Below are 19,443 nucleotides of genomic sequence, written 5' to 3'. Positions count from 1 at the left end.
GTTCATTTGGAATTGCATACCAAATATCTAAATCAATTTACGTAATTAAAATTACTTTCGATTTCCATACATGATCGCCAAATTCCCCACACATGCGCTCATTTACTGGGAATACGGGCCTTGCTATTTGATAAGGATCAATGTTTTCCAACCACGCTCCTCGCGAAAAATTCACTGCAAGGCGCAACCGAGATACACCTTGTTACAAAAATACTTACGGATTTCGAGTAATTCTTAATCCATTAGGATGATGCCGTCGATGCTTGACAGTTTGCAATCCGAATCACTATTCTGATTCCGTGGATTGCGCCCGCGACCGCACCGGCATTGCGTTTGGGCGGCGTCCCTATCGTGAGAAAAGACGAATGTCGAGAGCGAACCCCTCGCCCGATTTCGCCTGAACGTCATGCGCTCGCGCCATCTGGCGCCGCACCCTGCACGTCGTTGTCGTCCCGTTCAATTCCACCATTCGAATGAGGTCACACAGTGCCTTTCCAGTCTTCCCGACGCACATCCCGACGAAAACCACCTCGCAACATCGTACTGACCGTACTGGCCGGCGCCCTGCTCACTGCCGCACCGGTGCTGGCGCAAGCGCCCGGATCGGACAGTTCACCGCCGGTTCAGGGCATGCCGGAAATGCAGCAAGGGGCGGTCGACGCGCTGACCAAAATGAGCCGATAATTGCTCTCGCTCAAGCGCTTTCATGTCGATGCCGATACGGTGACCGATGCCGTGTTGAGTACCGGACAAAACATCGGTTTTTTGCATCGCACCGAACTTTCCGTTCAGCGCCCCGATAAAGTGCGTGCCGTGGTAAGCGGTCAGGCGCGTAATCGCGGCTTCGTCTATGACGGCAAGACTTTTACGCTTTACGAACAATCGCAAGGCAAGCGCTTTTATAGTCAGGTAAGCGCCCCGCCGACCATCGACGAGTTGATTCGCGATATCGATGAGAAGTACCGCGTCGGCATGCCGCTCGCGGATCTCTTCTATTGGGGGATGGATCCCGATGACGTCGCGCAATTGCGTTCGGCACTGTTTATCGGACTCGACCGCGTAGGGGGCGAATGGTGCAACCATTACGCTTATCAGCAACCCGACGTCGATTGGGAATTGTGGATCAGCGCCGGTTCGCGGCCGCTGCCGTGCCGATTCGTCATCACGGATACGTCGCAACCGTCGCGGCCCCGGCATTCGGTGAATTACCGCTGGAATGTGAATCCGACGTTCCCGGCCGGAACGTTCACCTATACCGTGCCGGCCGGTGCGCAGCGCATCGAAATGCGCCCCCCGTCGGCGACAACCCAAAGTGAACCTGCTGCGGGAGGCCGGAAATGACGCAAACGACCTCTCGTCCGTCCACGACGGCGCAGTCCCACTCACTTAAACCGGCGCGTAAGCCTGGTGTTGCCGCCATGGCCAGAGCCACCTGTCTGGCCGCAGCAACGGCGCTTGTTCTCACGTCGACGGCCAGTCACGGCTTCGGTTTTCACGGCGGCGCACGTACCAGCCTGCATGGCGGAGGGGGCGGTTTTCATGGCGGCGGGGTGCCGCACGGGGGCGGATTTCAAGGCGGTGGCGCACCGCATCAAGGCAATCTGAGTGGCGCGACGCGCGGAGGTGCGCCGATGCACGCCAACGCCGGCGGCCCCTCCGGTGGCCCGCCGCATGCCGGCGGAGCGTCAGGCGGGCCTGCCGGGGGGCAACCTCATGCTGGCGGACAACCGCCGGGTCCGGGCCCTCATCCGCCCGGACCACCGCCACCGCCGCCACCGCCGCCCTTGCCGCCGCCTCCTCCGCCCCCACCGCCTTACTGGGGTGGCGGATGGTATGACCCGGTTGCCGCAGCCGTCACCATCGGGGTGTCGGCGGCCATCATCGGCTCGACGGTGGCATCGTTACCGCCGAGTTGCGTCAGTACCGTGGTCAACAACGTCGCCTACCAGCACTGCGGCTCGACGTGGTATCAGCCGGTATATTCCGGCACCACCGTCCAGTTCGTTGTCGTGGCGGCGCCACACTGATATCAAGCCGTCTGCGCTCGACCGGTGCCGGAGACACCATCCGGCGCCGGTCCCCTCCCGCACATTCGCCCCCGCTTGTGAACGCCGCCGCGGGAACGTTATCCTTGCGTCCATGAACCGTCGTATTCTCATTGCCCCCGAAGACGTCGAACTGACCGCCATGCGTGCACAAGGCGCGGGCGGGCAGAACGTCAACAAGGTCTCCAGCGCCATCCATCTTCGCTTCGACGTGATGCGCTCGTCCCTGCCCGACGAGGTCAAGGCACGCCTGCTCTCCCGTCTCGATCACCGCATTACGCAGGACGGCGTGATCGTCATCAAAGCCCAGCAACATCGCTCGCAGGAACTCAACCGCGCCGATGCGCTGGCGCGCCTGCAAGCCTTGGTCGATGCTGCCGCAGTCGCGCCCCGGCGGCGCGTCGCCACCCGCCCCACACTCGCCAGCCAGGTACGCCGCAGAGACGCCAAACAGGTTCGCTCGCGCGTCAAAGCGTCCCGGGGCAAAGTCCACGCGGGACGCGACGACTAAAGCTACCCATCATTATCATTTTCAAATGAAAGCTAATTAAAATTAGCTTTTTGGTCGCCCTGCGCTGAGAAAAATGCTAATATAAAGCATCATTTTTTGATAGAAGCATACGAAAATGAGCTTTATGGAATCGCTGATCGCTGCACGCAAGGACGCCGGCCTCACGCAGGCCGAGCTGGCCGACCGCGCCGGCCTGTCCCGCATGACCGTGCAGAAAATGGAAGCCTGTGCGCTCGACCCGCGTATGTCGACGGTGCTCGAGATAGCCCGCGCCGTCGGACTTGAACCCATGCTCGTACCCGCAGCCCTTCGCCAGGAAGTGGAGGCGTTCCTGCGCTCAGGAGGCAAGTACCTTGCCCAGCCGAGCGGGGTGTCCGCGCCGCCGTCCATCGTCGAGACGCTCGGCGGCTGATCCCGCCGACATGCCTGCCTCGTGACGTCATCGCCCACATCGACCGACAGGAACTCTCGCCATGAACATCAAGTACTTACGCGCCTATCTGCATCAGCCTGACGGAACGCGTCGCGCCATCGGCTATCTCTCGCAGTACGGCGACATTCTCCGGATGTCGTTTGACGAGGACTACATCGCCGACGCCCGGCGGCCCGTGCTTTCGCTCGCCTATCGCGGAGCCAACGAGACGGCCACGCGCGAGATTCTGGCGTCTCCGCAAGATGTGCGCCTCGTGCGCACCGACGGTCGCTGGCCGGTCTACTTCGAAAACCTTCTGCCGGAAGGTCACAACCGCGAACGTCTCGCTGCCGAGCGTCATTGCAGCCCCGACGACGAGTTCGAGCTGCTCGCCGCAGCCGGACACGACCTGATGGGCGCACTCGAAGTCGAACCCGTGCCGGCGCGTGAAGGCGTGCCGGATATCGTGCATCGCTGGCATACGGCGCTGGGCCTCGAAATGGTCGAGCCGGGCTTCGTCGATACGCCGGTGGAAGACGCTGCATCGCTGCCCGGCGTCGTCACCAAGTTCTCTGCGATTCGCGACGGGCGGCGCTATATCGTGAAGCGTCAGGGCCGGGCAGGCTCGGTCATTCTCAAGTTGCCGACCACGCGCCACCCCGATCTCGTCGAAAACGAATTCACCGGTTACCGGCTGTGCGAGGCACTCGATCTCGATTGCGCGAAGGCCGAGATCATCTCTCGTCTCGATGCCGATCTGCCCGAGCAGGTGCCCTTCGATCACATTCTCGCGGTGCCGCGATTCGACCGTCTGCCCGATGGGCGGCGCGTGCATATGGAAGAGTTTGCGCAAGTGCTGCAATACCCGCCGCGCAGCAAATACGGGCGCGGACTCGACATCGACTACGCCACGATGCTGCGCGTGCTCGATCAGCTCTCCGCTCAACCGGTGCGCGATGTGCGCGAGTTCCTGCGACGTCTGATCGCCTTCATCCTGCTCGGCAACACGGACGCCCACCTCAAGAACTGGGCGCTGATCTATCCCGATGGCCAGACGCCGCAACTGGCCCCCGTCTACGATCCGGTATGCGTCGCCGCGTTTTTCCAGGACGTTCCCGCGTCGCACTACGGCGTGAACCGCGCCATCGACAAAACGCTGCGCGCCTTCGACTGGCCGGCGCTCGAAGCACTGCTCAAGAGCGCGGGACTGTTGCGTGTCGGCCGGCTGATGACCATCGCCCGCGAGACGGTGCGCGATGCCCAAGCCCACTGGCCCGCACGATTAACCGACGCCCCGGGCGCTGTGCGAACCACCGTGCTCGAACGTCTGAACGGCGGCGTTGCACTGACGGCCTGACGTCGACCGCCATCCCCCCGTCCTCGCAAACCGTCATGAACCTCCACGACCTCAAAAATATTACCCGGGTGATATTGCATTTCAAATAACACCCGGGTAATATTCGCCGGTATCGACATCACCTTATCGCTACCGGAGTTTGCCGTGACACACTCCTCGCCGGGCTATACCGTCTTTCGCGACAAGCGCCGCATCGCTGCGGGCTCGCTTGCCGATGCCGCCATCGCCTTCCAACAGGCCATGCTCGCCGATCCCCATGCGTCGGTCCTCATCTTCGACAATCTGACGGGCGACACCCGCGACGTGGATGTGCGCGGTAGCGCCGCCGACATCCGCGCACGATATCCCGCACCGCAAGTAACGGTGCCGGACACGGCCAGCGAATCGGACGACACGCCCAAGGGCCGGGGTCGCCCCAAGCTAGGCGTGGTCGCGCGAGAGGTCACGCTGCTGCCGCGTCATTGGGACTGGCTCGCGGAACAACGCGGCGGCGCGTCCGTCGCCTTGCGCAAGCTCATCGACGAAGCGCGTCACGCCAATGTCGAGCGCGACATGCAACGCCGCGCGCAAGAGCGGGCGTATAGCTTCATGTCGACGATGGCGGGCGACTTGCCGCAATTCGAGGAAGCCTCTCGCGCCCTCTTCGCAAACGATATCGACGCGCTCCGGACGCGCATCGCCGCGTGGCCCGAAGACGTGCGTATGCATCTGTTGCAACTCACGTCCACCGACGATCTGGTCGACGCGACCGCCTCAGGCGCGTAAGACCGACGTGTAAGACCGACGCGTAAGACCGACGTGTAAGACCGGCGCGCCACCCCTCCCGGGCCTACCGGGCGGGGGGCGCGGGCGGGTGCAGAACCACACCGTCGTCGCTACCTGCGCTTCAGGATGTCCTGAAGCGCCGGGCTTCCGACGCCTGGCGGTTCTTGCGCTCACCTCGCTAACCCCTTGATTTCACTGCTCACCGGGCGGACCGCCGTCCCGGACGGGCCTCGCTTTGCCTGTCGTTTTTGTTCATCACGTTCATCAAACTCGCCCAAGGAAAGGAATCATGACGCAACCGACCTCGCCACCAACGCCCCCCTTTCAGCCGCCCCGGCCGCTCTGGAAAACATGGCTGCTGATCGCCGTGCCGATGATGCTGACCAACGCGCTCCAGTCGCTCGCCGGCACGATCGACGGCATCTACCTCGGTCATCTGATCGGCACCGACGCCATCGCAGCCGTCTCCGCCTTTTTTCCCGTGTTCTTCTTTCTGCTCGCGATCGTGATCGGCCTGTCGGCCGGCGCGACCGTGATGATCGGTCAGGCGTGGGGGGCGAAAGATCTGGTGCGCGTGCGCCGCATCGCAGGCACGGCACTCATCATGATGTTCGGCGCCGGTGCGATCATCAGCGTGCTCGGCGGCTGGTTCGCCACACCGCTCATGCACGCGTTCGGCACCCCGGAGCGCGTGTTCGACGCCGCCACGGATTACGCCCGCGCCATGCTCATCGGCATGCCCATCGTGTTCCTGCTCTGGCTGACGACTTCGATGAGCCGGGGAACGGGCGACGCCCTCTCGCCACTGCTCGCCCTGCTCATCGCCACGCTGCTCTCGCTCGGCCTGACACCGGCGTTCATTCACGGCTGGGGCCCCTTCCCGGCGCTGGGCGTAGGTAGCGCCGTGGCGTCCACTTTGATCGCTTTCACCGTCGCGCTGCTCTGGATGGCCATGTACTGGCGACGCAAAGGACATCCGCTCGCCCCCAATCAGGACCTCTGGCGCGCCATGCGCTGGCATCCGGCGATCGCGCGCGGCATCCTGCACATCGGGGTCCCGACAGCCATACAGATGCTCACGATGGCAATTGCGGAAATGGCGCTGCTCAGCATGGTCAACCGTCACGGCGCGAACGCAACGGCGGCATACGGCGCGGTCACGCAAGTGATGAGCTGGTTGCAGCTTCCCGTCATGACGTTGGGCATTACCGCGTCCATCCTCTGCGCACACGCCATCGGCGCGGGACGCAGCGAACGCGTCGGCGCCATCGTGCGCACCGGCCTGCTTTGCAATCTCGGACTGACCGGCGTCCTCGTCATCGGGGTCTATCTGGTCGCGCCGACGATCCTGCGCGGCTTCCTGACCGATCCCGATGTGCTGTCGCTGGCAACGCACCTGCTCTACATCGTTGCCTGGAGCGTGCTGGTGATGGGCACCACGGCCATCATGACCGGGGCGATGCGGGCGAGCCGCAAGGTGTGGGTGCCGACGCTGCTCGGCATGATCGGACTGCTCGGCGTCGAAGTGCCGGCTGCGTGGATGTTCGAGCGGATCGCCGGACTCACCGGCATCTGGTGGGCGTATCCGCTCGCGTTCATCGCCATGCTGGCGATGCAGGGAATGTGTTACCGGGCCTTCCGCCGCGCATCGTGTCGGGCCCAGACGAACATGACCATGCCCGCGCAGGACAGCAAAGCGCCGACCCAACCGGTCGACGTCCAGCCGTAACCGGCCGTGATCGCCACGCCGCCGAGCCATGCGCCGGCGGCGTTGGCCATGTTGAACGCCGAATGGTTGAGCGCCGCCGCGAGCGTTTGCGCATCGCCGGCCACATCCATCAACCGGATCTGCAACGCCGGGCCGATGATGATGATCGTGCCGATGGCCAACACGTTGACGCCCGCCAGCCACGGATTGGTGGACGTGAACGTGAAGGCGACCAGCAGCAGCGCCGACCAGATCAGCGTGCCGCCGATGGCGCGCATGAGCGAGGCGGCAGCGACCAGCCTCGGCCCGACAATCGTGCCGCCCACCATCCCCACGCCAAAGAGCGCGAGATAAAACGGCACCCATGTCTCCGGAACGCCGGCGACTTGCATCAGCGTCGGCTTGATGTAGCTGAACACGGCGAACATGCCACCGAAGCCGATCGCCCCGATGCCGAGCGTGAGCCACACCTGCGCGTTGCGCAACGCACCGAGCTCGCGCAGCGGGCTCGCCCCATGGGGGGCCGGGGCGTCCGGAATCCAGCGCCAGACGAGCAAGGCCGTCAGCGCCCCAATGGCGCCGACCATGACGAACGCCGCACGCCAGCCCAGCCACTGCCCCAGACCGGCGGCCAACGGCACGCCGAAGAGCGTCGCGAGCGTGAGACCCAGCATCACCTGCCCGACGGCATGCACGCGTCGATGCGGCGGCACCAGCGAGGCGCCGACCAGCGCCGCCACGCCGAAGTATGTCCCGTGCGGCAAGCCGCTCAGGAATCGCAGAACGATCAGCGAGATGTAGCTCGGGGCCATCGCGCTCGCGAAATTACCGATCGCGAACATTGCCATCAACGCAATCAGGAATGCGCGACGCGGCAACCGCACGCCGAGCACCGCCAGCACCGGCGCACCGATCACCACGCCCAGTGCGTACGTGCTGATCGCGTGACCGGCCTGCGGAATAGTGATGTCCAACCCTTTCGCGACGTCCGGCAACAAGCCCATGATCACGAACTCGCCCGTACCGATACCGAAGCCGCCCATGGCGAGGGCCACGAACGACAGCCAGACGGGAATGGACGATGGCGGCAACGCTTCGGTCGCCTCGGCGGGGAGGATTTGGGGGGTACTCATGGGAATTCGATCATGACGGCCAGTGCGGCACTGGCGAGGTTTGCCGAACGGCAGCGCGGCACGCGCGCTCGTTCAAAGACGCCGATTCTACGCTAACCCCGGACTTCATGCAGACTCACCGCCGCAATGCAACATCATCAAAACGTCACAATTGCGCGCAATTTGCATCGATTCGCACCGATTCGACAAGTATTTCACCGCACCGCAACATTTCCCCGAAGGCATTATGCCGTGACGCCCCGCCAACCATGCACACGCGTGCATCGCACGAAAAAAAGCCGGCCCAGTGGGTGGGCCGGCAAGCTACGGTTGCACTCCGGTTGCGGGAACCGAATACAATCGTATTGGGGGTCAGCGCAGTGCAGTCGCCGTCTCGGCCATGTCGGCCATGTCGCGGCCTGCACCCCGGAACCACCGGTCAGTGACGAGACTTCGAATGCCACCGACCGGATTTGTCATCCTTTTCGTACGTTTGTTTCACGGCGCTCCATGCGACCTTATGCGCCGTCTCCTCGCGCGATTCGTGACCGCGCCGCTCGCCGGGATCTTTGTATTCGTCCCAGGCGGCATTGAATGCCTTGAGATAAATCTCCTGAGCGTGTGCCGGCAGATGGTCTTTCACACTGGCCGGCAATTCATGAGTCTGTCGATACGGCATGACGGGTTCTCCTTGTGCGGGGTCAGATATGCCCCATCACCACGAGCAACACCACAATCAGGACGATCAGCCCGATACCCCCCGACGGGTAGTAGCCCCATGCACGACTGTGCGGCCAGGCGGGTAACGCGCCAACTAACAACAAAATTAGAACAATCAACAAGATGGTGCCAAGCATATCTTTCCTCCCTTGCCGCGCCGGCGGTGTCCGACGACGAAGGTCCCCGGACACCGCCTGCTAACACCGCCTGCCCTGGCCCACGGACCACGGCACAGATGCCTGACGTACTTCCCCGGAGGCCGCGTGGGCGGCTCTTCCACTGGCGGGTCCAGCGGCCTGTCGGGCGGTGGCATCGGCGTGGGCTCGCCCTCGTCGGGCGGCGATTTCGGCGGCGGCGTTCCCGGCGGCTTGCCCGGGTCGAACGGCTCGGGCAGATGGGCGTACACGCGCGGCCCCAGCGTTATGGCACGGGTGGCACGGGACACCGTCTGGCGGGTTTGGCTCGGCATGCGCACGTGCCCGCCCGGTTCAGTGCCAATAGGGGTCGACGGTGTAATACGTATGCACCTGCTCGGCCCAATGCATGTCGGCCATACTCGGCCAATGATCCTTGTCGAAGCCCGGCGCTTTCTTGAGGGCTTCCTTGTCGATGTCCAGAATGAACCGCTTGTTCTCGACATCGAGTTGCAGCGCATGCCATGGAATGGCGAACAGTTTGTCGCCCATCCCGAGAAAGCCGCCGAACGACAACACGGCATACGCCACAGTGCCGCGCTGCACGTCGAGCATGATGTGTTTGACCTTACCGAGGCTCTCGCCTGCGGGGTTCACGACGTCCTCGGCGTCGAGCGTGTCGGCAGCCATCACCGACGGGCCCGGGCCATCGGGCAGCTTGTGCGACGCGCCGACGATACGGGCGCCTGATTGACCTGCTTGGGGCGTTTGCCCCCGGTCGGATTGCATTGTCATGATTCCTTCCTCCTTCGCTGATGAAGTCGGCGGGCGCGTGCCTCGAATGCCATCCAACGATAGCGAAATAACGTCGAATAACGCCGGATCACGCGCCGCCGACATGGCGAGAGTGCGGTCTCGAATGTGCGACATGGCACGCCATCACGCGATGCCTTGCGGTGCGGTGCGGTGGCACCGCCGACACCGACGTGATGACGCTGCGTTCTGCAAAAATACTGGCGCTTCAGCCATCGAACCCCTTACCGGCTATCGTTACTTGCCCGATACCTGGATGTCGTTCTTGACTTCGACCACGCCGTCCACGCCCTTGACCGTATCCTCGACGAGGGTCTTCTGCGCCGACTGCGGCACCGAACCCGTGAGGTGCACCACACCGTTGATCGTCTTCACTTTGACCTTGGTCGACGGCACATCCTTCTTCGCGAGCAACTCGGCCTTTACCTTCGCGGTCAGCGCCGAATCGCTGATCTTGCGACCGGTATCGCTCATGACGCCACTGGCGCCGGCGTTATCGGCGATCTTGATAATCCCGCCCTGATCGAGTGCATGGGCCGCAATACCGGTGGTAGCGAGTGCGCCCGCCATCACGAGCTTGAGCAGATTGGCTTGTTTCATTATTGACCTCCCGAAATAAGTCGTCGCATCGCCGGCATGACTGCCTCGGGGCGTCACCTTCTGCACATTCCACGTGCGGCGCCCATACGACGACCGAGTCTTAGGTGATACATCCCCTCGCCCGGAGATGCCCGGTCCTGCCTTGCGACCGGCCTCTGCGATACGTGTCTCGCATTGCAGCTGCCGAATGTCCATTTGCGTCTATTCGCATTCGTTCGCGCTTATTCGCATTCGTTCGCGTTTATTTGCGTTTATTGACGACGTATGATTTACCGCTGACCGCCCAGAAGGCCGGTATCAAATCTTGTGGCCTTCCTGGCTTTCGCCGGGACGGCTCATTGCTTTCACCCGCCGCTCGTGCAAGCGGTTGTCGACGCCAAGCACGCCCTGGACCTTCGCCACCTCGGTCTGCACCACGTGCTGCATCCATCGCTCCGGCACAAAGCCCGTGAGCAGAACCCGCCCGGCGGTCACCGTCACCTCCACGTGCGCGACATCGAGATCGATGGCATCGGACAACGTTTTGCGGATGTCGTCGTGAATCGCCGTATCGGCCCTTGACGAGTCACGCGAGCGGGTTTGCACCCAAGCGTCTGCCGTCTCTCGCGACTGGCTTTCTGCGCCTGCGCTCGCATGACTCCTCGCGTGTTCCCGCTTGCGGCTCCCTGTTGCCTGACCGGCGTCGCCCTCGACATCCGGGGCGTGCGCGACCTCCTTCGCACCGACCGTGCCCTGCGGCCAGTCGACGCGCCTTGACTTCGCGGGGTTATTGGCCGGCGGGTTGTCGCCTGAGGCGTCCCGGCCGGTGCCCGCGTAATCGTCGTGAGGTCCGTAAGCACTTTGCCGACCGAACCTCGGATGCGCGCCCGGCGCGGCGTCCGCAGGCCCGTAACCGCTCTCTTCACCGTGGGCGATCTCGGGCGCGTACCCGTGACCGCCCGAACCGCCTGCCGACTGCCTGCCACCCTTCGGCGCCGACGCACCCAGCCACTTCGGGTCGCGTTGCTCATGCGCCTGCGCCGCTTGCGCCTCGCGCTCCGCCGCCTGCCGGGTCTCGTGCGTCTGGGCCTTGCCGGCGGCGTCCGCGCCATGCGACGCAGACACGAGAGGCCCCTCGGCGCCGCTCGTCTCGGCGTCTCCATCCTCGTGCGTGAGCGCATGTTGCTCACGCTGCGACGCGTCCTGCGCTTCGTCATCGTCCGCCGGACGCATCGCAGACAGCTTCGGTGACGGGGGCGTCTGAGGTCTATGAGGTATCTGCTTCGTATGCGTCGTGTGCGTCGTATGCTTCGCCATGACAAACTCCTTGGCTGCAATCCGTGCTTTCGAGACTCGCACCGGACTTGTTGCAATCGATTGTAGAGAGACGGTCTCGTTCGGCGAATCGGCGGAATCTGAAAGACGTGTAGGCGGGCGCTGGCAAAACGCCGTCCCCCGAATGCAAACGGCACAAGAGAAAAAGAATAGACCTACAGATCAACGACTTGGCGTCGCCTCCTAAGGTCTTGCAGGAACGGGGGAAGTTGGGGAGAAACGGTGTCGGGTGCGTGAAAAGCGCGCCCGTCATCGCCGACGAATCGGACAAATCCTACGTATGGAAGCCGACGGCCGGACAGCGTGAGCGCAGAGCCATGCCGCAGCGGCCCATGCCCGGGCGCAAGCGACGCCTGGCTAGGCGATCTCGTCTGCGTCGGACGCCACGATGACGCGATTGCGTCCGGTCGCCTTTGCGCGATAGAGCGCGTCGTCCGCCGCTTTGACAAGCATGTCGACACTCTGCCCGGCCTGCGGCGTGCGGCACGCGACACCCACGCTCACCGTCACATGGCCGAAGTCGCTCGATGCGTGCGCGAGATTCAGACGATCGACCGCCAGCCGAATCCCTTCGGCGACCCGCTGTGCGCCGAGCACATCGGTATCCGGCAGCACTGCGATGAATTCCTCGCCGCCGTAGCGTCCTGCGGCATCGGACGGCCGTTGCAACGCTGCCCCAACCGCCCTTGCCACCGCCGCCAGCGCAACATCGCCCGCCTGATGCCCATGCGTGTCGTTATAACGCTTGAACCAGTCGATATCGATGAACGCCACCGCCATCGGGCGTCCGGCACGACGCATGCGGCGCCACTCGTTCGCAAGGATCTTGTCGAGCGAGCGGCGGTTGGAGAGGCCCGTCAGACCGTCGGTCCGGGCGAGCAGGCTCAGTTCGCGCTCGGCCCGCAAGCGCCGCCGCAACTGCGCCGCCAGCAGCATCGAGGAGACGACGAACCCGATATTGAGCAGCAGGAACAGACCGCCGAATTCGATCACTCGCCGGTGCCACGGCGCGAGCGTCTCGTCGCTGGACGTCACGACGATCAACGTGAGCGGCACGTTGCTCAGAAACCGTCGCGACATCAGGCTGTCGCGTCCAAGGAAGCGAATGGGGTAAATCTTGTGGTCGTCTCGCCCGGGCGGCAGCGCCTCGTAGCGTCCGGTTTGCGCCATCGTGAGGCCGATCACGCCCGGGTCGAACGGCTTGCGCATGAGAATCGCGCCGTCTTTGCCCAGCAGCAGAATCACGCCGTCGCGCCCGACTTCGATGTGATCGAACAGATGCCGGAAATACTCGGTATCCACGGCAAGCGACACCACACCGCCAAACGAGCCGTCCGCACGCGTAATCCGGCGGCTCAGCACCATCGTGGGGGCATTGGCCCGAAGCCTCGACTGAAGGAAACCGCTGACGAACAACCCGACGGCCGGGTCGTCGCGATGCACCGTGAAGTAGTCCCGGTCCGAAAAGTTGAATTGGCGCGGCACCTCGCTTTCGGCGTCGATGACGATGTTCCCTTGCGGATCGAGCACCACCAGCGAGCCGATATAGCGCGACGCGCCGGCCCGCTCGAAGATCAACTCGCGACGCAACGCGGGCGTGAGCGCCTCGATATCGGGCCGCGCGAGCAGCTTCACAACCGCGTCGAGCGACATCTCGTACACATGGAAATTGAGCTCGAGGTCGCGCTCCATGACCTCGGCGATGTTGCGCTGGTTATCCGCCGCGCGAGCGAGCACCAGCAGGCGCCCCTCGTAGAGCAACGCCACGGCGACCACCATGACCAGCACGGAAATCCCGACACCGCTCCAGACGATCAGCGTGGGCGTGCGGGACACCCAGCGCACCGCCATACTTACCGCAACCGCCAAGCGTGCCTGCCACCGATGGATCGGCATCCTGATGCGCTCTCCTGTCTTCGATTCCCATGGGTTCGGCTCAGGGGCACGTCCGCTCGCGCCACGACCGATGGACCGATGTCATGCCACAAACCGCTACGCCATGAAGTCGGCAGCCATGTCGGCATCGGTGCGCGCCTCGAGCCGCCCGTCGCGGCAAGCCTTGCGGAACACCTCGTAATCGCGCTCGACCTGATCGGCGTAGTCCGTCGCGTAACGGATCAGCGCTTCGCCCAGCCGAATGCCCTTGCCGACGTAACCGACCAGTTCGGCGGCGCACCCGCCCGCCTTGGCATGCGCGCGCGCCAGCACCCAGCCGCACAGGCTCGCGTACTCCCGGAAGCCGTCGGCACGGAACAGTTCGAACTGCGCCGAGATCTTCATGTCGCGCAACTGGCGTCCATAGATCGCACGACCGAACGGCCCGGAGCCCCAGCCGAGGAAGGCGTCGGAAGCCGCCTGCATCAGGCGCTGCCCCTCGACCACACGACGCCCGTCGTGCTTTGGCGTCGCGTACTTGAAAAAACGCGAGACGACCGACTTCGACGCTTCCTTGAATTGCAGGAACAGCGGCTGATCGTGGGTATCCATCATGAGCAGGACCAGACACCGGGTGCCGACGCTTCCCACCCCCACCACCTTGAATGCCAGATCCTGCTGCGTATAGCTGTCGAGCATACGAGCGCGGTCGGGGGACAATGAGCCGAGGTAACTCTTATAAACGGGAGCGAACAGGGTGCGCCAGTCGCCCAGACCGAGCCAGTCGTCCTGCGCCCCGAACAGGGTCGTGGCGCCGTGCACGTGAAAAACCGTCGGCGGCGTATCGCGAATCTGCCAATGGTCGCCCACCTGCTGGGCAAACTTGGGCAGCACATTCTCATGCGTACGCCCCGACGCGCGGGCGATGCCGCGCTTCACCCCTTCCCTGACCCGGTCGGTGCCGGCCAACGCCAGCATGCGCTCGAAAGTGATCTGTTCGTGCCACAGCTCGATGGTCGGCATGTGGGCATATTGGTCCAGACGTCGCGCGTAAGTATCGACCGCCGCCCGGACCATCTCCACGCCCAACGTGTCGCCGAACCCGAACTGCCGCGCCGCCAGCACCAGACTGGCGCACAACCGCTTCAGGTCCCATTCCCACGGCCCGGGCGCCGTCTCGTCGAAATCGTTCAGATCGAAGATCAGGGTGCGCTCGGGTGTCGCGAAACCACCGAAATTCGCGAGGTGGCAGTCGCCGCAAATCTGCATCGTCAGGCCGCTGTTCGGCGTGCCCGCCAGATCGTGCGCCTGAACGATGGCGCTGCCCCGGTAGAACGCGAACGGCGACGCCAGCATGCGCCCATAGCGCAACGGCACGAGCGCCGCCACCCGCCCCTCGCTACTCGTGCGAAGCAGCTCGACGATATCCCGGTCGGTATTGCCGAGATGCGAATGACTGCTGCGGGGGGTCGTCTCGCGCAGGCGGCGGCCCGCGGCAACGCGGGCTTCAAAGGGCACGACCGGGCCGACCGGGGCCGTCGGTTGCCCGGCGGGCGTGGGCGTGCCCGTCACTGCAGACCCCGAGGCTGCGCCGCGGACCGAGGAATCTGCCGAACTTGTCTTTTTCGTCAACGACTTCAGGGGCATGATCCACTCCTTATGCTTGTGGCGACTGGGATGCCGGCGCGGAGGACGCCGGTACGGCCTCGTGCGACGGTGGCTGCGCAGGCGCCGGATACCAATGTTCCGGACGAATCGTCAGTGGCGACGCCGGCTGCTCTTCGAAATGCGGCGACATGATTTGTACGCCGTAACGGTTGAAGACGTCCTGAATCCCCTCATGCAAGGCGGAGATCGCGGCGAATCGGGTGGAGGGATCACGCAGCGTGGCGAACACCTCGTACTCGACATAGAAATCGGACAGCGCCCGTTGCAGCACATATGGCGCGGGGTACGCAGCGACTTGCGGCACCGCAGAGGCGGCTTCGATCAGCATCGCATGCACCTGCCGCCACGGTGTGTCGTAGCCGATGGTCAGCGTCGTGCTGATGGCGACGCCCCGCCCGCGGCCCTGGGCGGAAAAGTTGCGCACCGTCGACGCCACCACCACCGCGTTCGGAATCGTCAACTCCTCCTGGGCGATGTTGATCAGCTTCACGGACAACGCGTCTACGCCGACCACGACACCCGTCGCGTCGCCGATCGACACGAGATCGCCCTTCTTCAGCGAGCGGCTGTAGATCACGATCATCCCGCTCATCAACTGGTTGACGATCCCGCTCGACCCCAACGTCACCATCAGACCCAGCAGCACCGATAGCCCCTTGAAGACGTCGCTCTGCGCCCCCGGCATGTACGGATAGGCGAAGGTCAGGGCCAGCCCCCAGACGACGACCGAGACCACTCGCCGTGTGGCGCCGGCGGTCTCCGGGTGCATGCCGGGAATGGAGAGGCGTCCGCTTTGTACCGCGTCGAAGACGTTGTTGATGAGGCTTTGCAGCGCGCGCGTCAGCAAGAAGATGACGATGACCGTCAGGATGCCCGGGATGGCGCCCGCCACGCCGATCCCGAACTGGTCGACCAGCGACCAGAGGAAATCGGACATACGTCCCGCCATCGGCTGACTGGCGGGAAACTGCATCAGCATGAAGATCAGGTAGAGATAGGCGAAGGCCAGGGCAACGCACACGGCGCCGATCTGTACGATCTGATGGACGAGGTGGAAAGCCGATCCCGTCCAGTCGAAGGTGCGTGCCGTGCGCTTCAGGACCCGCTTCTCCAACGTGGTCTGCAACCACGCTTCGAGACGCGTACGGGCGCGTCCCACGGTGATCACCAGTATCACGAGGACGACGGCCCCGAGCGCGCTGAGGGCGATGCCGCGCAGGATCGTCGGCCAATGCAGCTGCTCTCGGCGCGCGGCGAAAGCGACCTGAAGGTTTTTCTGAACGTCGGCGGCGACGGCGTCGAGCGTGCGGGGGTCGCCGGGCGCGAGATCGTCGGCCGTGAGCGCGAAAAGGATCCGGTCCTGAAGGCGGAACGCCACGCCGGAGACCCCGCCGAGGGATGCGTGCAGCACGTCGACCGGCGAATCGAAGGCGCGTCCGGACAGGCTGTCGAGCACCGCCCTGGCCCGTGCCGAGCGCACTTCGGGCGCAGCGCCGCCGAGCACGGCGCGAAACGTCACGACCGGGCGATCCATGAAGCGCAGCTCAACGCCATCATGCATGTCGCCGGCACGCGGGTTCGCAGTTGCGACATTCGCCGCACTCGCCGCACTCGCCGCACGCGCAAGGGTCGGCGCGGACCCGCCACCAGAGGTCGGCGTTGCGTCCGCGGCGATCGGGACGCCAGCCCCGGACGACGCGCTTTCAGACGTCGCCGCGATCGCCCAAAATGCGGGCGACGCGGCAATCCCAATTACCACCAGCACTTGCAACAGCCCCATGCGAATGCGCATATCACGGCTCCTGCGGGCAAGTTGGTCACCAAGATTGCACTCAGTGAGAGGAAATCCTACGGAAATCAGGCAAAATCTAGGGCTGCTGTATTTCGCCCCCTATCGTGTCTCTGAAAGCTTCCTGAATCGCGCCCGATTTCGTAGTCCCGACGGGTTGCCTCCGGCGCATCGAAGCACGACGCCACACGACGCCGACGGTGAGTCACCGAAGACGCTGCGGCGGCGTTGGCCGGGGCGGGTATGGACGGATTATTCACTATGGCATCGGCACTGTCGAGCATCGACGCGGATCGACCGGGATCGACATCGATATCCGTCGATCCCCTCGGGACGAGGGACGAAAGACGTATTCGCGTCAGCCGATGCCGGAGTTCTCGGAAATATTCCACCGCAATCCTCAACTATCGGCCCGATGTGCCGATAACCAGTTAAGCGGGACTTTTCGGTCGGTTTTCTTATGTCCAGTTCGTACAGTGGTTGGCTCGTTGCGTTATCGCTGGCCGTGGCAGTACTGGCGTCGTTCACGGCGCTCGACCTTTCCGGTCGCATCTATCTCCTGACCCATCGTGGCATGCGTCACGCATGGCTCGCCGTGGGCGCGACCGCAATGGGGATCGGTATCTGGTCGATGCACTTCATCGGCATGCTCGCGCTCTCGCTGTCGCCCTCGTGGTCGCCGATGGACGCAAGCGCCACGTTACCGCTCGGTTACGATCCGGCCATCACGGCGGCGTCGCTCGCGATTGCGATCGTCATTTCCTGGGCCGCGCTCTGGCTCGTGGCGAGCGAGCATTTCACGCGGTGGCGCCTCGGCTGCGCCGGCCTCACGCTGGGACTGGGCATCGCCACCATGCACTATTGCGGCATGGCGGCCATGAAGATGGATCCGGACATCAGCTACAATCCGACACGCTTCACCGCCTCGATTGTCATCGCGATTGCCGCAGCGACGGCGGCGCTCTGGATCGCCCGCACGTTGCGCGACGGCAGCCTGCGCTACGTGATGGGCAAGCGCGTCGCCGCCGCCGGCGTCATGGGACTGGCCATCACGGCCATGCATTACACGGGCATGTCGGCGGCGACCTTTGCCGCCGGCGCGGTGTGCACGGCGGCCAATGGCGTCAGTTCGTCGTGGCTGGTCACGACCGTGAGCCTCTTCACCTTCCTGATTCTGGTCACCACCCTGATCGTCTCCCGCCTGGACGCCCGCACCAGTTTTCTCGCCACGTCCGTTCTGCAACTGAACACCCAGATTGCACGCATGGCGACGTACGACGCGCTCACCGACCTGCCCAACCGCCGCGCCCTGCACGACGCCGCCGCGCGCATGCTGATCAACTCCCGTCGCGATCAACGCCGTTTCGCCGTTCTGTTCATGGATCTGGACGGCTTCAAGACCATCAACGATTCGCTCGGCCACAACGTGGGCGACGATGTGCTGCGCGCCTTCGCCAAGCGTCTGCGCAAGAACGTGAACGGCGACGACGTGGTGGCCCGGCTGGGCGGCGACGAGTTCGTGGTGCTGCTGGGGTCGTTGTCCTCGCCGGAAGTCGCCGGCCGGGTGGCGCAGCGGCTGCTCGACGATATGCGCGACGGCCTGAAGGTCGGCAACCAGTCGCTGCACGTAATGCCCAGCATCGGCGTGGCGCTCTTCCCGGACGACGGCGACAGCATCGACCTGCTGCTCAAGCATGCCGACACGGCCATGTACGAGGCCAAGCGCGCCGGCCGCGGAATCTTCCGGTACTTCGAGCCGCGCATGAATGCCGCCGCCCAGCGCACGTGGGAGATTCAGCAAGCGCTGCACGACGCCGAGAACGAGCAGTTCTTCTCGCTTCACTTCCAGCCGAAATACCGGGGCGATACGGAGGCCCTGGCCGGTGCGGAAGCGCTGCTACGCCTTTCGCACCCGACCTTCGGCGAATTGCAGCCGGCGGATTTCATTCCGGTGGCAGAGCGCACCGGCCAGATCGTGCAGATCGGCTACTGGGTCGTGCGCGAGACCTGCCGGCACATCAAGGAATGGGATGCGGCCGGGCTGCCGCCGGTCAAAGTGGCGATCAATCTGTCACCGCGTCAGATGGCGCAATCGCTGCTCGTCGAGAACATTGTCGAGATCGTGCGGGACGCCGATATCGCCTGCACACGCCTGATGTTCGAAATCACCGAAACGGTGGCGATGTCCGATGCGCAACATACGATCGACGTGATCCGCGCGTTTCAGGAGTACGGCTTCGAGGTCGCCATCGACGATTTCGGCACGGGGTATTCGAGTCTGGCGTACTTGCAGCGCTTTCGCGTCAAGCAGCTCAAGATGGACCGTTTCTTCACCAACGGTCTGGACACCTGCGGACGTGAGGGCAGCGCCGTGGTCTCTGCCATCATCGCACTGGCGCACTCGCTCGACATGGATGTGGTGGCCGAAGGTGTCGAGACGGCATCGCAACGCGAAGCCCTCAAGACCCTCGATTGCGACGAACTGCAAGGCTTCCTGCTGGGCAAGCCCCTGACGAGCGACGCATTCGCACGCCTGCTCGCGAACTTGCCCGGCATTCCCGGCACACCAGCAATGGCGTAATCGACGGTGCGGGCGGGTGACGCATCGGCGCCACTCGTG

17 protein-coding genes are annotated in these 19,443 nt (G+C 64.1%); 8 read left to right on the top strand and 9 right to left on the bottom strand.

Features of this window, described 5'->3' with window-relative positions:
• Positions 1-684 precede the first annotated feature (684 nt).
• The 7 genes from PAN31108_RS13295 to PAN31108_RS13265 all read left to right on the top strand — a co-directional run bounded on the left by PAN31108_RS13295 (position 685) and on the right by PAN31108_RS13265 (position 6,819).
• Positions 685-1,341, top strand: coding sequence for a DUF2092 domain-containing protein (locus PAN31108_RS13295; protein ID WP_150669333.1), 657 nt, complete (start codon positions 685-687; stop codon positions 1,339-1,341).
• 77 nt (positions 1,342-1,418) lie between these two features.
• Positions 1,419-2,027, top strand: coding sequence for a hypothetical protein (locus PAN31108_RS27010; protein WP_150669332.1), 609 nt, complete (start codon positions 1,419-1,421; stop codon positions 2,025-2,027).
• A 112-nt stretch (positions 2,028-2,139) separates the two neighbouring features.
• Complete coding sequence (gene arfB, locus PAN31108_RS13285) at positions 2,140-2,556, top strand: alternative ribosome rescue aminoacyl-tRNA hydrolase ArfB (protein ID WP_150669331.1); 417 nt, start codon at positions 2,140-2,142, stop codon at positions 2,554-2,556.
• Positions 2,557-2,671: 115 nt separating this feature from the next.
• Positions 2,672-2,968, top strand: coding sequence for a helix-turn-helix transcriptional regulator (locus PAN31108_RS13280; protein WP_150669330.1), 297 nt, complete (start codon positions 2,672-2,674; stop codon positions 2,966-2,968).
• 61 nt (positions 2,969-3,029) lie between these two features.
• Entirely contained in the window at positions 3,030-4,325 is a 1,296-nt protein-coding gene (locus PAN31108_RS13275) for a type II toxin-antitoxin system HipA family toxin (RefSeq protein WP_150669329.1), read from the top strand.
• Positions 4,326-4,469: 144 nt separating this feature from the next.
• Positions 4,470-5,090, top strand: coding sequence for a DUF2239 family protein (locus PAN31108_RS13270; RefSeq protein WP_150669328.1), 621 nt, complete (start codon positions 4,470-4,472; stop codon positions 5,088-5,090).
• A 289-nt stretch (positions 5,091-5,379) separates the two neighbouring features.
• Complete coding sequence (locus PAN31108_RS13265; RefSeq protein WP_150669327.1) at positions 5,380-6,819, top strand: MATE family efflux transporter; 1,440 nt, start codon at positions 5,380-5,382, stop codon at positions 6,817-6,819.
• On the opposite strand, the gene PAN31108_RS13260 is transcribed toward PAN31108_RS13265, so the two are convergent.
• From PAN31108_RS13260 to PAN31108_RS13220, 9 genes are all read right to left on the bottom strand, one after another.
• On the bottom strand, positions 6,717-7,931 hold the full coding sequence (locus PAN31108_RS13260; protein ID WP_150669326.1) for an MFS transporter: 1,215 nt from the start codon (positions 7,929-7,931) through the stop codon (positions 6,717-6,719). The two genes, PAN31108_RS13265 and PAN31108_RS13260, sit on opposite strands and share 103 nt — an antisense overlap.
• Positions 7,932-8,349: 418 nt before the next feature.
• Entirely contained in the window at positions 8,350-8,589 is a 240-nt protein-coding gene (locus PAN31108_RS13255; protein WP_150669325.1) for a ChaB family protein, read from the bottom strand.
• Positions 8,590-8,611: 22 nt separating this feature from the next.
• Positions 8,612-8,767, bottom strand: coding sequence for a DUF3309 family protein (locus PAN31108_RS13250; RefSeq protein ID WP_150669324.1), 156 nt, complete (start codon positions 8,765-8,767; stop codon positions 8,612-8,614).
• Positions 8,768-9,118: 351 nt separating this feature from the next.
• Entirely contained in the window at positions 9,119-9,559 is a 441-nt protein-coding gene (locus PAN31108_RS13245) for a PRC-barrel domain-containing protein (protein WP_150669323.1), read from the bottom strand.
• A gap of 255 nt (positions 9,560-9,814) precedes the next feature.
• Positions 9,815-10,177 carry a BON domain-containing protein gene (locus tag PAN31108_RS13240; protein WP_174994973.1) on the bottom strand — a complete coding sequence of 121 codons (363 nt, stop codon included), beginning with the start codon at positions 10,175-10,177 and terminating at the stop codon, positions 9,815-9,817.
• A 297-nt stretch (positions 10,178-10,474) separates the two neighbouring features.
• Positions 10,475-11,473, bottom strand: coding sequence for a BON domain-containing protein (locus tag PAN31108_RS13235; protein WP_150669321.1), 999 nt, complete (start codon positions 11,471-11,473; stop codon positions 10,475-10,477).
• A 375-nt stretch (positions 11,474-11,848) separates the two neighbouring features.
• A complete protein-coding gene (locus tag PAN31108_RS13230; protein WP_150669320.1) occupies positions 11,849-13,387 on the bottom strand; it encodes a GGDEF domain-containing protein in 1,539 nt (512 codons plus the stop codon).
• A 96-nt stretch (positions 13,388-13,483) separates the two neighbouring features.
• Positions 13,484-14,938, bottom strand: coding sequence for a DUF2252 domain-containing protein (locus PAN31108_RS13225; protein ID WP_246183941.1), 1,455 nt, complete (start codon positions 14,936-14,938; stop codon positions 13,484-13,486).
• Positions 14,939-15,023: 85 nt separating this feature from the next.
• Complete coding sequence (locus PAN31108_RS13220; protein ID WP_150669318.1) at positions 15,024-16,826, bottom strand: mechanosensitive ion channel family protein; 1,803 nt, start codon at positions 16,824-16,826, stop codon at positions 15,024-15,026.
• 457 nt (positions 16,827-17,283) lie between these two features.
• On the opposite strand from PAN31108_RS13220, the gene PAN31108_RS13215 reads away from it, so the two are divergent.
• Complete coding sequence (locus PAN31108_RS13215) at positions 17,284-19,404, top strand: putative bifunctional diguanylate cyclase/phosphodiesterase (protein WP_150669317.1); 2,121 nt, start codon at positions 17,284-17,286, stop codon at positions 19,402-19,404.
• The last annotated feature ends 39 nt before the right edge of the window (positions 19,405-19,443 follow it).

The sequence above is a fragment of the Pandoraea anhela genome (genome assembly GCF_902459655.1).
In the GTDB taxonomy this organism is placed as follows: Bacteria; Pseudomonadota; Gammaproteobacteria; order Burkholderiales; family Burkholderiaceae; genus Pandoraea; species Pandoraea anhela.
This window is presented reverse-complemented; position numbering and strand designations above follow the sequence as displayed.

Bases quoted from the DNA above. Each gene is read 5' to 3' on its own strand.
- PAN31108_RS13230 (WP_150669320.1), bottom strand. From the start codon at position 13,387: ATGCCGATCCATCGGTGGCAGGCACGCTTGGCGGTTGCGGTAAGTATG.
- PAN31108_RS13260 (WP_150669326.1), bottom strand. From the start codon at position 7,931: ATGAGTACCCCCCAAATCCTCCCCGCCGAGGCGACCGAAGCGTTGCCG.
- arfB (WP_150669331.1), top strand. From the start codon at position 2,140: ATGAACCGTCGTATTCTCATTGCCCCCGAAGACGTCGAACTGACCGCC.
- PAN31108_RS27010 (WP_150669332.1), top strand. From the start codon at position 1,419: ATGGCCAGAGCCACCTGTCTGGCCGCAGCAACGGCGCTTGTTCTCACG.
- PAN31108_RS13235 (WP_150669321.1), bottom strand. From the start codon at position 11,473: ATGGCGAAGCATACGACGCACACGACGCATACGAAGCAGATACCTCAT.
- PAN31108_RS13265 (WP_150669327.1), top strand. From the start codon at position 5,380: ATGACGCAACCGACCTCGCCACCAACGCCCCCCTTTCAGCCGCCCCGG.
- PAN31108_RS13215 (WP_150669317.1), top strand. From the start codon at position 17,284: ATGTCCAGTTCGTACAGTGGTTGGCTCGTTGCGTTATCGCTGGCCGTG.
- PAN31108_RS13245 (WP_150669323.1), bottom strand. From the start codon at position 9,559: ATGACAATGCAATCCGACCGGGGGCAAACGCCCCAAGCAGGTCAATCA.
- PAN31108_RS13255 (WP_150669325.1), bottom strand. From the start codon at position 8,589: ATGCCGTATCGACAGACTCATGAATTGCCGGCCAGTGTGAAAGACCAT.
- PAN31108_RS13220 (WP_150669318.1), bottom strand. From the start codon at position 16,826: ATGCGCATTCGCATGGGGCTGTTGCAAGTGCTGGTGGTAATTGGGATT.
- PAN31108_RS13240 (WP_174994973.1), bottom strand. From the start codon at position 10,177: ATGAAACAAGCCAATCTGCTCAAGCTCGTGATGGCGGGCGCACTCGCT.
- PAN31108_RS13275 (WP_150669329.1), top strand. From the start codon at position 3,030: ATGAACATCAAGTACTTACGCGCCTATCTGCATCAGCCTGACGGAACG.
- PAN31108_RS13250 (WP_150669324.1), bottom strand. From the start codon at position 8,767: ATGCTTGGCACCATCTTGTTGATTGTTCTAATTTTGTTGTTAGTTGGC.
- PAN31108_RS13280 (WP_150669330.1), top strand. From the start codon at position 2,672: ATGAGCTTTATGGAATCGCTGATCGCTGCACGCAAGGACGCCGGCCTC.